General features: G+C 36.8%; 18 protein-coding genes. 16 read left to right on the top strand and 2 right to left on the bottom strand.

Features of this window, described 5'->3' with window-relative positions; translation table 11 throughout:
- Positions 1-120: outer membrane beta-barrel protein (locus CXY28_RS07895; RefSeq protein WP_073423031.1), on the top strand; the 120-nt coding region annotated here is incomplete at its 5' end.
- Positions 121-189: 69 nt separating this feature from the next.
- Here CXY28_RS07895 and CXY28_RS07890 read toward each other — a convergent pair.
- Complete coding sequence (locus CXY28_RS07890; RefSeq protein ID WP_001115888.1) at positions 190-396, bottom strand: 2-hydroxymuconate tautomerase family protein; 207 nt, start codon at positions 394-396, stop codon at positions 190-192.
- Positions 397-558: 162 nt separating this feature from the next.
- Here CXY28_RS07890 and recR point away from each other — a divergent pair, with 162 nt between their 5' ends.
- The 15 genes from recR (at position 559) to CXY28_RS07815 (ending at position 13,353) form a co-directional block, all read left to right on the top strand.
- Positions 559-1,140 carry a recombination mediator RecR gene (recR, locus tag CXY28_RS07885; RefSeq protein WP_100980364.1) on the top strand — a complete coding sequence of 194 codons (582 nt, stop codon included), beginning with the start codon at positions 559-561 and terminating at the stop codon, positions 1,138-1,140.
- A complete protein-coding gene (gene truD, locus CXY28_RS07880; RefSeq protein ID WP_100980362.1) occupies positions 1,137-2,282 on the top strand; it encodes a tRNA pseudouridine(13) synthase TruD in 1,146 nt (381 codons plus the stop codon). Before recR ends, truD begins: the two co-directional genes overlap by 4 nt.
- A complete protein-coding gene (htpX, locus tag CXY28_RS07875; RefSeq protein ID WP_232780001.1) occupies positions 2,269-3,201 on the top strand; it encodes a zinc metalloprotease HtpX in 933 nt (310 codons plus the stop codon). The genes truD and htpX overlap by 14 nt, the downstream gene beginning before the upstream one ends.
- Entirely contained in the window at positions 3,202-3,744 is a 543-nt protein-coding gene (gene folE / locus CXY28_RS07870) for a GTP cyclohydrolase I FolE (RefSeq protein WP_000426949.1), read from the top strand.
- 15 nt (positions 3,745-3,759) lie between these two features.
- Positions 3,760-4,671, top strand: coding sequence for a polyprenyl synthetase family protein (locus tag CXY28_RS07865; RefSeq protein ID WP_100980358.1), 912 nt, complete (start codon positions 3,760-3,762; stop codon positions 4,669-4,671).
- On the top strand, positions 4,668-5,471 hold the full coding sequence (gene surE / locus CXY28_RS07860; RefSeq protein ID WP_000722448.1) for a 5'/3'-nucleotidase SurE: 804 nt from the start codon (positions 4,668-4,670) through the stop codon (positions 5,469-5,471). The genes CXY28_RS07865 and surE overlap by 4 nt, the downstream gene beginning before the upstream one ends.
- Complete coding sequence (locus CXY28_RS07855) at positions 5,468-6,127, top strand: hypothetical protein (protein WP_000041790.1); 660 nt, start codon at positions 5,468-5,470, stop codon at positions 6,125-6,127. The genes surE and CXY28_RS07855 overlap by 4 nt, the downstream gene beginning before the upstream one ends.
- Positions 6,128-6,130: 3 nt before the next feature.
- Complete coding sequence (locus CXY28_RS07850) at positions 6,131-6,733, top strand: 6-pyruvoyl trahydropterin synthase family protein (RefSeq protein ID WP_100980356.1); 603 nt, start codon at positions 6,131-6,133, stop codon at positions 6,731-6,733.
- The gene (locus CXY28_RS07845; protein ID WP_050826245.1) at positions 6,730-7,485 is read left to right on the top strand and encodes a 7-carboxy-7-deazaguanine synthase QueE; all 756 of its coding nucleotides are present in this window, start codon (positions 6,730-6,732) and stop codon (positions 7,483-7,485) included. The genes CXY28_RS07850 and CXY28_RS07845 overlap by 4 nt, the downstream gene beginning before the upstream one ends.
- A 90-nt stretch (positions 7,486-7,575) precedes the next feature.
- Complete coding sequence (locus CXY28_RS07840) at positions 7,576-8,061, top strand: GNAT family N-acetyltransferase (protein ID WP_100980354.1); 486 nt, start codon at positions 7,576-7,578, stop codon at positions 8,059-8,061.
- Positions 8,062-8,275: 214 nt separating this feature from the next.
- Positions 8,276-10,234, top strand: coding sequence for a porin family protein (locus CXY28_RS07835; protein ID WP_100980352.1), 1,959 nt, complete (start codon positions 8,276-8,278; stop codon positions 10,232-10,234).
- A gap of 235 nt (positions 10,235-10,469) precedes the next feature.
- Complete coding sequence (locus CXY28_RS07830) at positions 10,470-11,003, top strand: hypothetical protein (protein ID WP_100980350.1); 534 nt, start codon at positions 10,470-10,472, stop codon at positions 11,001-11,003.
- A gap of 51 nt (positions 11,004-11,054) precedes the next feature.
- Positions 11,055-11,333 (top strand): hypothetical protein, encoded by a 279-nt coding sequence (locus CXY28_RS07825; protein ID WP_100980348.1) that lies wholly within the window; start codon positions 11,055-11,057, stop codon positions 11,331-11,333.
- A 1-nt stretch (position 11,334) separates the two neighbouring features.
- A complete protein-coding gene (locus CXY28_RS07820) occupies positions 11,335-12,597 on the top strand; it encodes a type IV secretion system protein (protein WP_050826242.1) in 1,263 nt (420 codons plus the stop codon).
- A 72-nt stretch (positions 12,598-12,669) separates the two neighbouring features.
- On the top strand, positions 12,670-13,353 hold the full coding sequence (locus tag CXY28_RS07815; protein WP_100951460.1) for a CAAX protease: 684 nt from the start codon (positions 12,670-12,672) through the stop codon (positions 13,351-13,353).
- Positions 13,354-13,444: 91 nt separating this feature from the next.
- On the opposite strand, the gene CXY28_RS07810 is transcribed toward CXY28_RS07815, so the two are convergent.
- Positions 13,445-14,494: a tyrosine-type recombinase/integrase gene (locus tag CXY28_RS07810; protein WP_050573326.1), complete on the bottom strand. Its 1,050-nt coding sequence runs from the start codon at positions 14,492-14,494 to the stop codon at positions 13,445-13,447.
- Positions 14,495-15,351: the final 857 nt, after the last annotated feature.

Genomic DNA, 15,351 nt, shown 5'->3' with positions numbered 1-15,351 from the left:
GGCTTGAAAATCCCTTTAGCGGTGAACTCCTTTTATGAAACGCATGGCAAAGGGTTAAACACTTCCCTCTTTTTCAAACGCCTTGTGGTGTTCAATGTGAGTTATGTTTATAGTTTTTAGGGGGGTAGAAAATAAGCACCCCCTTACATGTTTTAGCGTATCGCAACCTTTGAATTTTAAAAACTAGATTTAGTTTTTTTGCCTCAAATGATGGACGCTCTCGCCCCCAAGACCATAATTATTAGAATCCACCTCATCTATAATGACCACAACAGAAGCCTTATTTTTGTTTAACACCTTAACCATCAAATCTGAAACCCCTTCAATCAATTGCTGTTTTTGCTCGTTTGTTGGCCCTCCATTTTCTGGCACGAGTTTGATATTGATAAACGGCATGTTATTCCTTAAAATTGAGATAGCGTATTATAACACTTTTATCTAAACGCTCCATTAGCGCTTTTTCATCTTAAACCCTCTTTTAAAAAACGATAAAAATAAAAAACAATAAAAGCCCTTTTAGTGGCTTTCAAGTCAAGTTAAGTTTGATATACTAACAAAATGAATACTTATAAAAACAGCTTGAATCACTTTTTAAATTTAGTGGATTGTTTAGAAAAGATCCCCAATGTGGGTAAAAAATCCGCCTTTAAAATAGCGTATCATTTGGGTTTAGAAAACCCCTATCTGGCGCTCAAAATCACGCACGCTTTAGAGAACACCCTAGAAAACCTTAAAACATGTGCATCTTGTAACGCGCTCAGTGAGAGTGAGGTTTGTGAGATTTGCTCTGATGAGAGTAGGCAAAATTCTCAGCTTTGCATGGTTTTACACCCAAGAGATGTGTTTATTTTAGAAGATTTAAAGGATTTTTTAGGGCGCTATTATGTGTTAAATTCCATAGAAGAAGTGGATTTTAACGCCCTAGAAAAACGCCTGATTGAAGAAAACATTAAAGAAATCATTTTTGCTTTCCCTCCCACTTTGGCTAATGATTCTTTAATGCTTTATATTGAAGATAAATTACAGCATTTCCAGCTCACTTTCACTAAAATCGCTCAAGGCGTGCCTACTGGAGTGAATTTTGAAAACATTGACTCCGTTTCGCTCTCAAGGGCGTTTAATTCAAGGATCAAAGCATGAATTTAAACTTTATGCCCCTATTGCATGCTTATAACCATGCGAGCATTGATTTTCATTTCAATTCTAGCGCTAGGGATTTTTGCGTGCATGAAGTGCCTTTGTATGAATTTAGCAACACAGGCGAACATGCCGTTATTCAAGTGAGGAAAAGCGGTTTAAGCACTTTGGAAATGCTTCAGATTTTTTCTCAAATTTTAGGGGTAAAAATCGCTGAATTGGGTTATGCGGGCTTGAAAGACAAAAACGCGCTGACGACTCAATTCATCTCACTCCCTAAAAAATACGCCCCTTTATTAGAAAAAAATACGCATAATTTGCAAGAAAGAAACCTTAAGATTTTATCTTTGAATTACCATCACAATAAAATCAAATTAGGGCATTTAAAGGGGAATCGCTTTTTTATGCGCTTTAAAAAAATGACCCCCCTAAACGCTCAAAAAACAAAGCAGGTTTTAGAACAAATCACGCAATTTGGCATGCCTAATTATTTTGGCTCACAACGCTTTGGGAAGTTCAATGACAACCATAAAGAAGGGTTAAAAATCTTACAAAATAAAACGAAATTCGCCCATCAAAAATTAAACGCTTTTTTAATTTCAAGCTATCAAAGTTATTTGTTTAATTCGCTTTTAAGCAAACGATTAGAAATCAGCAAAATCATTAGCGCTTTTAGCCTAAAAGAAAATTTAGAATTTTTTAAACAAAAAAATTTAAGCGTCAATTCAAGCACCCTAAAAGCCCTTAAAAACCAAGCCCACCCCTTTAAAATCTTAGAAGGCGATGTGATGTGCCATTACCCTTATGGGAAGTTTTTTGATGCTTTAGAATTAGAAAAAGAGGGCGAAAGGTTTTTGAAAAAAGAAGCTGTGCCTACGGGGTTACTAGATGGCAAAAAAGCTCTTTATGCAAAAAATTTGAGTTTAGAAATTGAAAAAAAATTCCAGCATAACCTTTTAAATAGCCATGCTAAAACGCTAGGATCCAGGCGGTTTTTTTGGGTGTTTGTGGAAAATGTAACTTCTCAATATATCAAAGAAAAAGCGCAATTTGAATTGGGATTTTACTTGCCTAAAGGGAGTTATGCGAGCGCGTTGCTCAAAGAAATCAAGCATGAGAAAGGAGAAAATAATGACGAATTTTGAAAAGATTATCGCGCAAAACAGGCTCAAAACGAATGCGGTTTTAGCCACTTATTGCGTGATTTTTGCTTTTATCGGGTTGTTGGTGGATGTTATTAGAATCAACGCTAATGATTTAGGCATAGCCCTTTTTAAACTCATGACTTTTCAAATTTTTCCTGCAATCACCATGATTATGTTTTTAGCGGCTTTTGTTATTATTGTTATTTGTATCCAAAATTTTAGCTCTATCATGTTAAGCGGTGATGAATACAAGCTTATTGACACAAGCAAGGTTTTAAGCTCTAAAGAAAATCAAATCCATCGCCTTTTGTTAGAGCTTTTAGAAGAGGCTAAGCTTCATTTTGAGCCTAAGCTTTATATCATTAACGCTCCTTACATGAACGCTTTTGCGAGCGGGTGGAATGAATCCAATTCTCTTATCGCTCTTACAAGCGCTTTAATAGAAAGGTTGGATAGAGACGAATTGAAAGCCGTGATCGCTCATGAGCTCAGCCATATCAGGCACAACGACATCCGCTTGACCATGTGCGTGGGGATTTTAAGCAATATCATGCTATTAGTGGCTAATTTTAGCGTGTATTTTTTCATGGGGAATCGCAAGAATAGTGGGGCGAATTTAGCCCGAATGATTTTATTACTCTTACAGATCGTTTTGCCTTTTTTAACGCTCCTTTTGCAAATGTATTTGAGCCGCACACGAGAATACATGGCCGATAGCGGGGCGGCGTTTTTAATGCATGACAATAAGCCCATGATTAGAGCCTTACAAAAAATTTCTAACGACTATGCGAACAACGATTACAAGGGCATAGATCAAAACTCCACCCGATCAGCGGCCTATCTTTTTAACGCTGAAATGTTTAGCACCCACCCTAGCGTTAAAAATCGTATCCAATCCTTAAGAAGACGCGTGATCTAAATGGAAAATTTTTTCAACCAATTTTTTGAAAATATCGGCGAAGATAAGAATAGAGAGGGTTTGAAAGAGACGCCTAAAAGGGTTCAAGAATTATGGAAATTCTTGTATAAAGGCTATAAAGAAGATCCTAAAGTGGCTTTAAAAAGCGCGTATTTTCAAGGCGTTTGCGATGAAATGATAGTGGCTCAAAACATTGAATTTTACTCCACTTGCGAACACCATTTGCTCCCTTTTTTGGGGAATATCAGTTTAGGATACATCCCTAAAGAAAAGATTGTAGGCATTAGCGCGATCGCTAAACTCATTGAAATTTATAGCAAACGCCTACAAATCCAAGAAAGGCTGACCACTCAAATTGCAGAAACCTTTGATGAAATCATAGAGCCAAGGGGCGTGATCGTGGTTTGTGAAGCCAAGCATTTGTGCATGAGCATGCAAGGGGTGCAAAAGCAAAATGCGATCATTAAAACAAGCGTGTTAAGAGGTCTCTTTAAAAAAGACCCTAAAACCAGAGCTGAATTTATGCAACTCTTAAAATCTTAGGTTATAATTCTATGCATGAGTAACCCTAATTTATCCTTTTATTATAATGAGTGCGAGCGTTTTGAAAGCTTTTTAAAAAACCATCATTTACACCTTGAAAGCTTCCACCCTTATTTGGAAAAAGCCTTTTTTGAAATGGTGCTTAATGGGGGTAAAAGGTTCCGCCCTAAGCTTTTTTTAGCCGTGCTTTGTGCGTTAGTGGGTCAAAAAGATTATTCTAACCAACAAACAGAATATTTTAAAATCGCTTTAAGCATTGAATGCTTGCACACTTATTCGCTCATCCATGACGATTTACCATGCATGGATAACGCCGCTTTAAGGAGAAACCACCCCACTTTACACGCCAAATACGATGAAACCACAGCCGTTTTAATCGGCGATGCGCTCAACACTTACTCTTTTGAATTGCTCTCAAACGCTTTATTAGAAAGCCATATCATTGTGGAATTAATCAAAATCTTAAGCGCTAATGGGGGGATTAAAGGCATGATCTTAGGGCAGGCCTTGGATTGCTATTTTGAGAACACGCCCTTAAATTTAGAGCAGCTCACTTTCTTACACGAGCATAAAACCGCTAAATTGATTAGCGCAAGTCTGATGATGGGGCTTGTTGCAAGCGGTATTAAAGATGAAGAGCTTTTTAAATGGCTTCAGGCTTTTGGGTTAAAAATGGGTCTTTGTTTTCAAGTGCTAGATGATATTATAGATGTTACGCAAGATGAAAAAGAAAGCGGTAAAACCACTCATTTAGACAGCACTAAAAACAGCTTTGTGAATTTATTGGGGCTAAAAAAGGCAAGCGGTTACGCCCAAACTTTAAAAACAGAGGTTTTAAACGATTTAAACCTGCTAAAACCCACTTATCCTTTATTGCAAGAAAATTTGAACGCATTATTGAACACTCTATTTAAAGGCAAGACATGAAAAAAATTTTACTCACCAACGATGATGGCTACCATGCAAAAGGCATTAAAGCTTTAGAACAAGCTTTAGAAGAAATGGCAGAAATTTATGTGGTCGCCCCCAAGCATGAAAAAAGCGCATGCTCGCAATGCATCACGATCACTGCGCCTTTAAGAGCGGAGAAAATTAAAGGCAAAGAAGGCCGGCATTACAGGATTGATGATGGCACACCAAGCGATTGCGTGTATCTAGCGATCAATGAGCTTTTTAAACATGTTTGTTTTGATTTAGTGATTTCAGGGATCAATCTTGGATCTAACATGGGCGAAGACACGATTTATTCTGGAACGGTGGCCGGAGCGATTGAAGGCACGATCCAAGGCGTGCCTTCCATTGCGATTTCTCAAATCCTTTCTAACAAAAACAAAAACACTCCCTTAAGTTTTGATTTGGCTCAAAAGATCATCCAGGATTTAGTCCAAAACATCTTCACCAAAGGCTACCCCTTAAAGGGGCGCAAACTCCTGAATGTGAATGTCCCTAATTGCTCCTTACAAGAATATAAGGGCGAACGCATCACCCCTAAGGGCTATAGGCTGTATAAAAAAGAAGTGCATAAGCGCACAGACCCCAAAAACGAAAGCTATTTTTGGCTAGGGCTGCACCCTTTAGAATGGCAAAAGCGCGAAAATGAAGACAGACTCTCTGATTTTGACGCTATTGCTTCAAACCATGCCTCTATCACGCCTTTAAATTTAGACTTAACCAGTTATGATGATTTGAAAAGCTTGGAATCTTGGCATGAGGGAATGTTAAAGTGAGTAAAAATCACCGCTTGGCTTTTTTAGGGCTAATTGTTGGGGTGTTTTTTTTCTTTAATGCATGCCAGCACCGCTTGCACATGGGGTATTATTCAGAAGTTACAGGGGATTATTTGTTCAACTATAATTCCACTATCGTGGTAGCTTATGACAGAAGCGATGCGATGACTTCTTATTATATCAATGTGATTGTTTATGAATTGCAAAAATTAGGCTTTTACAATGTCTTCACGCAAGCGGAATTCCCATTAGATAAAGCCAAAAATGTGATCTATGCACGCATTGTCCGTAATATCTCGGCTGTGCCATTCTACCAATACAATTACCAACTGATCGATCAAGTCAATAAGCCTTGTTATTTTCTTGGGGGGCAGTTTTATTGCTCTCAAACCCCTACGGATTACTACGCTATCAATGGCTTTAGCGAGCAAATTTTAATGAGCGCTAATTCGCATTTTATTTTGGATTGGTATGATGTGGTGCTGCAAAAACGGGTTTTATATGTGGATGGGAGCGTGAGCGGGAGGACTTGCGGCTATCAAATGCTCTATAGGGATTTGATTAAAAGCACGATCAAGCGCATTGATTTTAACCGCCCTGAACGCTACTACTACAATTTAAGACTGCCCCTTTATCAGCCATGTTATAGGCAATGAGTAATGGTTATTAGGCGATTGTATAAATTTTGCGCTAGCCATGTGGTGCGTAATTGTTCTTCTTTAAAATGCGCTCAAAATATCCATGGGCATAATTATGAAGTGGAAGTCTTTATTGAAACCAACCGCTTAGATAACGCGAACATGGCGTTAGATTTTGGATTGATGCAACAAGAAATGCAAGTTTTCATTGAGTCGTTTGATCATGCCCATCATTTTTGGGACAAAGAAAGCGATGAGTTCCAGCATTTTATAGAAAATCATTGCGTGCGTTATGTGAAATGCTCGTTTAATTTGAGCGCGGAGAGTTACGCTCTCATGTTTTTATACTACCTTTCAAGGATTTTACAAAAAAGCGTTTTCTCTAATAATGAAGGGGAGTTAAAAGTCTCTAGCGTGCGCGTGCATGAGACTAAAAACGGCTATGCGGAGAGCTTTTTAAAAGATTTAGAAAACCCTCATTTTAAATCTTTAGTGCATCCAAATTGCGTCTCTTTCTCGCAAGGCATTCAAAATTTGTGGCATGATAAGGATTTTTTCAATAAAATCATCAGCGATGAAAAACAATGCTTTTTTCATGCTAAGCCCTTACACCAAATCCCATGAAACTCCCGGTTGTTGAGAGCTTTTTTTCCTTACAAGGTGAAGGAAAAAGGATAGGCAAGCCCAGTCTTTTTTTGCGCTTAGGGGGGTGTAACCTTTCATGCAAAGGCTTTAATTGTAAAACCTTATTGAATGATGAAATCCTAACAGGTTGCGATAGTTTGTATGCGGTGCATCCTAAATTCAAAACATCTTGGGATTATTACAATGAGCCTAAATCCTTAATTGAACGATTAGAGGATTTAGCCCCTAATTATAAACATTTTGATTTCATTCTTACAGGCGGGGAGCCAAGTTTGTATTTTAATAACCCTATTTTAATCAGCGTTTTAGAGCATTTTTACCATAAAAAAATCCCTTTATTTGCAGAGAGCAACGGCTCTATTTTTTTTGAATTTAGCCCTATTTTAAAAGAATTGCATTTCACCCTAAGCGTCAAACTCTCTTTTTCTTTGGAGGAAGAAAGCAAGCGGATCAACCTCAAAGCCTTACAAAATATCTTAAATAACGCTAAAAGCGCACATTTTAAATTCGTATTAGATAGCCAAAATGCCACTCAATCTATTATAGAAATTCAAAGCCTTTTGAAACAACTCTCCTTAAAAAATAATGAAATCTTTTTAATGCCCTTAGGCACAAATAACAACGAGCTAGACAAAAATCTAAAAACCCTAGCCCCCCTAGCCATAAAGCATGGTTTCAGGCTGAGCGATAGGCTTCATATCCGCTTGTGGGATAATCAAAAAGGGTTTTAAAAGACTCATAATAGCGTTATTATTTTAAGCTAAAAATTGTTATCATTACGCTCATTAAGGGATCATTTCATCTTTGGAAGTTAGGCAATCATGACCATCAACGTTTTTTCGCCCAAATACCCCACTGAATTAGAAGAATTTTATGCTGAGTGCATCGCTGATAACCCTTTAGGGTTTATCCAACGCTTAGATCTTTTGCTCAGCATTAGCGGGTTCGTTCAAAAATTGCGCGAGCATGGTGGGGAATTTTTTGGAATGAGAAAGGATAACAAGCTCATTGGGATCTGTGGGCTTAATCATATCAATAAAACGGAAGCCGATCTGTGTAAATTCCACATTGATACCGCTTATCAATCTCAAGGGTTGGGCCAAAAACTCTATGAGAGCGTGGAGCGATACGCTTTTATTAAAGGCTATACTAAAATCTCTCTGCATGTGAGCAAGAGTCAAATCAAGGCATGCAACCTCTATCAAAAGCTGGGTTTTGTGCGCATCAAAGAAGAGAATTGCGTGGTGGAGTTGGGCGAAGAGACTTTGATTTTCCCTACTCTTTTTATGGAAAAGATTTTGTCTTGATTGGCGCATCCATTTGACACACGCCTTTTAACTATCAAACTTTGATTAACACAGCCTAATTAATGCTAAATAAACCCTAAACAAACGCTTGCTGTTAAAATTTTGTTTTAATATGAAACACTAATCCCTTGTAAAAACTTTAAATTCCAAAAAACAAACAAACCATTCCCTTAAATTGTATAATAAAGGCACTATAAGCTAACAAAGGATAACCATGAAAAAACTATTCATCCCGCTTTTATTGTTCAGTGTTTTAGAAGCGAACCAAAAAAACGGCTTTTTCATAGAAGCCGGGTTTGAAACTGGGCTGTTAGAAGGCACGCAAACGCAAGAAAAAAGACACACCACCACAAAAAACACTTACGCGACTTATAATTATTTACCCACAGACACGATTTTAAAAAGAGCGGCTAATTTGTTCACAGACGCTAAATCCATATCACAATTAAACTTTTCATCTTTATCCCCTGTTAAAGTGTTGTATATTGGTGGTAAATTAACTATAGAAAACTTCTTGCCTTATAATCTAAGCAATGTTAAATTGAGTTTTACAGACGCTCAAGGCAATGTGATCGATCTGGGCGTGATAGAGACTATCCCCAAACACTCTAAGATTGTTTTACCTGGGGAGGCATTTGATAGTCTAAAAATTGACCCTTATACTTTATTTCTTCCAAAAATTGAAGTCACTAGCACTTCTGTTTCTGACGCTAACACGCAAAGGGTGTTTGAAACGCTCAATAAGATTAAGACAGATTTGATCGTAAATTACAGGAATGAAAACAAATTTAAAGATCACGAAAACCACTGGGAAGCTTTCACCCCACAAACCGCAGAGGAATTCACTAATTTAATGTTGAACATGATCGCTGTCTTAGACTCCCAATCTTGGGGTGATGCGGTTTTAAACGCTCCTTTTGAATTCACTAATAAAGGCGGAGGAGGGGAATGCGATACTAGCAAAGAGAATGAATGCGTAAATCCCGGGACAAACGGGCGTGTCAATTCTCAAAATAAAAGTTATGTGTTAAACAAACAAGACATTGTCAATAAATTTAGAAACAAAGCGGATCTTGATGTCGTTGTTTTAAAAGATTCAGGGGTTGTAGGGCTTGGGAGTGATATTACCCCTAGCAACAATGATGATGGCAAGCATTATGGCCAGTTAGGGGTAGTAGCTTCTGCCTTAGATCCTACAAAACTCTTTGGTAATGACCTTAAGACTATCAATTTAGAGGATTTAAGAACCATCTTGCATGAATTCAGCCACACTAAAGGCTACACCCATAACGGGAACATGACCTATCAAAGAGTGCCAACCGGTCAAAATGAAAATGGCAAGCCAAAAGATTCTGATGGCCTCCCCTATAATGTGTGTTCGCTTTATGGGGGTCAAGGTCAGCCCTCTTTCCCTAGCAACTACCCTAATTCCATCTACCACAATTGCGCGGATGTTCCGGCTGGCTTTTTAGGGGTAACAGCAGCGGTTTGGCAGCAGCTTATTAATCAAAACGCCTTGCCGATCAACTACGCTAACTTAGGGAGTCAAACAAACTACAATCTAAACGCTAGTTTGAACACGCAAGATTTAGCCAATTCCATGCTCAGCACCATTCAAAAAACCTTTGTCACTTCTAGCGTTACTAACCACTATTTTTCAAGCGCTTCACAGAGTTTTAGAAGCCCTATTTTAGGGGTTAACGCTAAGATAGGCTATCAAAACTACTTTAATGATTTCATAGGGTTGGCTTATTATGGCATCATCAAATACAACTATTCTAAAGCCCTTAATCAAAAATTCCAGCAATTGAGCTATGGTGGGGGGATAGATTTGTTATTGGATTTTATCACCACTTACTCCAATAAAAATAACCCTACAGGCATTCAAACCAAAAGGAATTTTTCATCATCTTTTGGTATCTTTGGGGGGTTAAGGGGCTTGTATAACAGCTATTATGTGTTCAATAAAGTCAAAGGAAGTGGCAATTTAGATGTGGCTACTGGGTTGAATTACCGCTATAAGCATTCTAAATATTCTGTAGGGATTAGCATCCCTTTAATCCAAAGAAAAGCTAGCGTCGTTTCTAGTGGTAGCGATTACACAAACTCTTTTGTTTTTAATGAAGGGGCTAGCCATTTTAAGGTGTTTTTCAATTACGGGTGGGTATTTTAAAACGCTAGAATATTAGAGAGCTTGATTTCAATCAAGCGATAATCTCATTGTGATGCACTCCATAGGGGCTATGGGGTTTTAATGAGGTTGCAGAGAGAAATTATAATATCCCCCACCCCCTTAAGAGTTTTACAACAAAATGAAATCTGAAACGATAAGTTCAAAAATCTTTGAATGTTAAGAATTTCACCACCACCAAAATCCACCAACGCCAAGCGTTAAACACTCACAACAAATGGTGCTAAAACACCCTATTAAAAAAGGTTATTGCAAGAAAGAAAACAGAAATGGCAAAAGCGAATGCATCCCTAACATGCTCAATGTTAATCGCTTAAAAGTGCAATTTGATGAGCTTAATTTAGATTATAGTAGGGATATTGCTGGTAAAAAAGGTGAAGCAGCTGCTAAAGTGTTCAATGACTACAAACACCGATTTCAGCAATTAAGCGTAGAAACTGCTTTAGAAATCGCTCAAAATTTAAGCTTCATGAATAAGACACTGGGTTTGATGGCACAAATGCAAAGCTATGTATTCAAGCAACAAATGGGCTATTTTGAAGATATTATTTCTGCTGACGCCCTAAAAGATGACAAAGAGCATCAAGAAAATCTTGAACAAAAACAACAAGAAATAGAAAAAGTCTATAGGGCTAAATTGGACGCTTATGGTTTCCCTAATGGTAGTGTAGGAAAGGCAAGTGGCGTGAATTCAAATAGCAATAATGAAGCTCCAAGCTCTGATAATATTCAGTCGTTTAATCCTTATTGAAATAAGGGTGATTGTGTTAAAATTAGTCAAATATTTTAAAAAGGAGTTTGCATGTTTAAAAGCAGATTAAATTCATGGATTTTGTTAGGGATTTTAGGGATTTTAGTGGTGGTTTTTTGGGATGTTATAAAATACAAAATAGAAGATTTGCAACATGATTATTATCTATCACAAGTGAAAGAAAGGGAAGAATATTATAAAAACCACATAGAAGAAGCCTTGAAAAAGGATAGCGAATGCTTTGAAAAAGGAGGCGATAAAGTGGATTGCTCGGCTACTATGAGAATAGCTGCTGGTGAAAGAAATAGAAGAATGTTGGAGATTAAATAACATGGCCGCTCCACTACTTGCCTTGCCGTTTCTTTCTAATCCTTTAGTGCTTGGTGCTTTAGCTGTCATAGGAACGGGTGCTTACTTACTTTACAGTAAGCAAGATTCTTTAGTTATACAAGCAGATGGGCTTTACAACGATATTCTTGGGTTTTTTATTTCGTTTTCTAACAAGATCTTAAAAGGAATTGGTGAGCCTTTAGCCAATGTTATCCAACCTTTTGGTATGGTTTTAGGAGTGCTTTTGATCCTTTTGTATTCTTTTAAACGCTATCAAAACAATGATTTATTTGAAATCAAAACCTTTTTAATGCTTTTTGTATTTGTTGGATACCTTTCTTTGTATCATTACGCTTTTAAATCTGATGGTTCTAGTAGCGGTAATGGTCGCTCTAGTTTTGCCTTTCAAAATCATGTAACAGAAATTTTTGACGCACCTGCTAACTTGCTAAATGCTGGAATTTCTAATGTGGTTAAGGAATATCAAACAAATAGTGCAGGAGAATATAAGAAGATAGACACGCACCACAGTATCACTAACGCTAACATTTCATTCCATGTCAGACAAATTTTAACGAGTTTGAATAAATTATATGAAGACTTCAAAATTAATTATGGACTATCGCCAAAAACCCTTCTTGCAGCTGTTTTGTTATTGGTTATTTTAGGATTAGAATTGTTTTTGTTATTCAAAGTTTTCTGTTATGTTTTTTTGACTTATTTAGAAAAAATTATTTACTTGTCTTTAATTATTTTCATGTTACCGCTAGGTTTTTTTCAGCAGACTAGAGGTTTTTTAGTGTCTTATGTGAAAAAGATTATTTCATTGACTTTTTACATGCCTTTGTTGTTGCTATTAGTGTTATTCAATTCTTTTGCATTACAATACGCAATCAAAGTGGGAGGGAGCAATGAAATAGTGGCTAAATTTGGCATTATTGTGGTAATAGGAATTTCACTGACATTCATTCAAAAAGTCCCCGAAATGATTAACGCTATCTTTGGCACACAAGGTGGTCTAACGGATGCTAAAAGCTTCATATATCAAGGTGTGCAAATAGCTAGTGCTGGAGCTGGATCCATAGCTGGAAGTCTTAAGAGTGCGGGTCGTTCAGCGTTTGGCAGAACGCTAGAAGCTTATAAAGACGCAAAATCTACGATAAACAGCACCACGGCTAACATGAGAGACATGCCAGGACATCCTGGTGTTAGAGTGGGCGTGGAGACGATTGAACTTCCCAAGTCTCATAGAGATAGCAAATGATAAAGGCCATTTTAGGGCAATTTTTGAAAATTATTTTTAGTGATAATTTTTTAAAAAACCTTAAGAGAAATCATGCAAGATTTACAAGATTTTAAAAATGATATTACACTCATTCTATCCAAAGAAAGATTAGATGCTTATGACAGCCTAGAGCAATACAAAGAAAATTTAAAACTCATTTCTTTCATCACGCCTAAAATCTCTAATTTAGAGATTTATTTACGCAACGCTTTAGATCATTGCTTGACTCAAATGAAAGGGAGCGAATGGGTGTTTAATGAAAGCGCTTTAACCCCTTTAATCAAAGAATTAAAAGAAAAGAAAAAAGAAATCACGCATTCTTTAATCTTATCTAAAATGTCTTTAGGGGCAGTGGTTAGGCTTATTTTTTGTTATAAGTTAGAGGGGGTAATATTAGATTTGAGAGCGTATCGTTTTAGGGCTTATTATCATGAAAATAAGGATACTTTGCTTATTAAAAACAGAAAACAAAATCTCTCTAATTATGCCAAAGCCCATATAGCGTTGAACTTGCTATGGACGATTAGAAATCGCACGTATCATTGGGAAAATTTACTCAAAATCCAACCGAACAAGCGCCCACGAATAGCCACACCATTCAATGGAAAAACAGAAAACATTCCAATGGGCAGAATTTTAGTGATTGGTATTGAGCCTAATAAAATCACTCTATTTTTAGATGATTTAATCAAGAGCATTGGGAATAAAAACTTAGAAAGTTTAAGTAGTTTATAAAGAAAGTTGGGCTTCGGTCAGCCCTTATAACCCTTATAATGTAAATGCATTATAACTCAAAAATTAGAATAAATCAAGATTTCTTAAAAGCTTACTCGCTTTTTTCATCTTTTAACCATCCTTTTAACACAAGAGCCGTTTTTTTATTGTGTTCTTGAGTGGTATGGATATAGATTTTAGTAGAAAGCAAAGAACTATGACCCAACGCTCTTGAAGTTAAAACCAAATCCTGTGTTTCATCATAAATAAAAGTAGCAAAACTATGCCTAAAAAGATGCAAACCTAATCCATAAGATTTTACATCAATATTAGAGAGCTTAAAAATTTTAGCGATAAAGCCCCTTAAAGAGCAAGTTTTTTGCGTGGTGTTGTTTTTTGCTTTTTTAAACACAAAACGCCCCTTAAAACTCTTTAATCGTTTAGTATCGCTTAGCCACGCATTCAAAGGAACTTGCAAAAATTCTTTTTCAATATAAGCGTATCTCTCTTTATTGTTTTTGCCTTTGATTAAAAGGCGGTAGTGATTATTTTCTAAAGCAATGTTTTTTAGCTCCAAATCTAAGGCTTCAAACTTCCTTAACCCCCCTAATGCAATAAGCAGTAAAATACACTGATTGCGTTTTTCAAAACTGGTTTTGGGACGGTATTTTAGAAGAGCTTGGATAAAAGCCTTAAAATCATTTTTATTCAAATGTTTAGGCAAATGCGTTTCTTTCTTGGCAAATGATAGATTTTTAAGTTCAAAATCAAAACTATAGTTTCTTTTTCTGTCTAAATAATCAAAGAATTGTCTTAAAACCATCACATATTTAGCCATAGAGCTTGGTTTCCTGTTTTTGGCTAATCCAAATAAGAAGTCTATAACCTGTTCTTCTGCTAGATTGCACAAGGATTTGAGCTTAATCCTATTATCAAAATATTCAAAGAACAAAAACAAGCCTTGCATCATAATCGTATGCCTAACGCCTTGATTATAAAGCTTGTGATTGAGTTCTTTCAATGCGATAAGACTTTGGCACTCTAAAACTCTATCTTGCCATTTTAAGATCAATTCCAAATCATTCACGCTTTGAATGCGTATCATTGTTTTAACATTCTCATCGTTAAACCCAAAAGTTTTAACGCCCAACTCATTATCCATTTGACTAAACGCTCTATCTTGGGAAGCTACAACAAGCTGTTTGACTTTCGCATACACATTTGAAGCGATTTGTCTTTTTAATTCTTCTTTTTCAGCTCTAAGTTTTTCATAAGCCGCATAGTCGTTATTGAGTAGAGCTAAAGTCATTTGGCTGTCTAATAATTGGATTTTTTTAGCCGCTTCTAAATTACCTTTTTGAATGCAAATGTATTCTAATAAGGCTCTGCCTCTAAGTCCAGCTCCTAAATCGTTCGCCGTGCTGATTTGAGTGTTACCTATGGCGTTAGCAAAATCCTTTAGAGCCTTTGTGTTAGCGCTTTCTTTCCCCTTGCTCGTGAAAAATTGGTGTAAGTTTTTCTCTGTAGGGCTCGCGTCTTGACTAACATCCCAATTGAGTTCAGGGCATTTTTCAGAGATGCGTTTGGCTGCAATTTGATTGCGTATATCATAGTTTTGTGCATTTTCTTTGATCCTTTCAGTATTGGCTTGAACTTGCTTGGCAAAACTTTGGATTTTTTCTACATACCGCATGGGATTGAGGATACTTAAAACACTGCCTGTTAGAAATTGATTGGTTTTGTTCAAAACATCATTCACTTTGTTGATGGAATTAAGCGTCTGATTAGCCCTGTCTAATGTGTCTTGAGCGAGCTTGATCCTTTCAGTGATAGTGGCTAAATGTTTAGCCCACTTGCTTTCATCCCATGCTCTTTTAGCACCATTCCAAGCGTTCTGCGTAGGGTTATCCACAATCATAGCCACAGCGTTCAGGTGGCTTAAAGCAACCACCAACAACAGAATAAGGGATTTTTTTAAAAAAGTCTTTAACGCTTCCATACCTTATCCTTGAAAAGGCC

Origin of the sequence: Helicobacter pylori, from assembly GCF_002832345.1 — a bacterium.
Taxonomy (GTDB): domain Bacteria; phylum Campylobacterota; class Campylobacteria; order Campylobacterales; family Helicobacteraceae; genus Helicobacter; species Helicobacter pylori_CP.
This window is presented reverse-complemented; position numbering and strand designations above follow the sequence as displayed.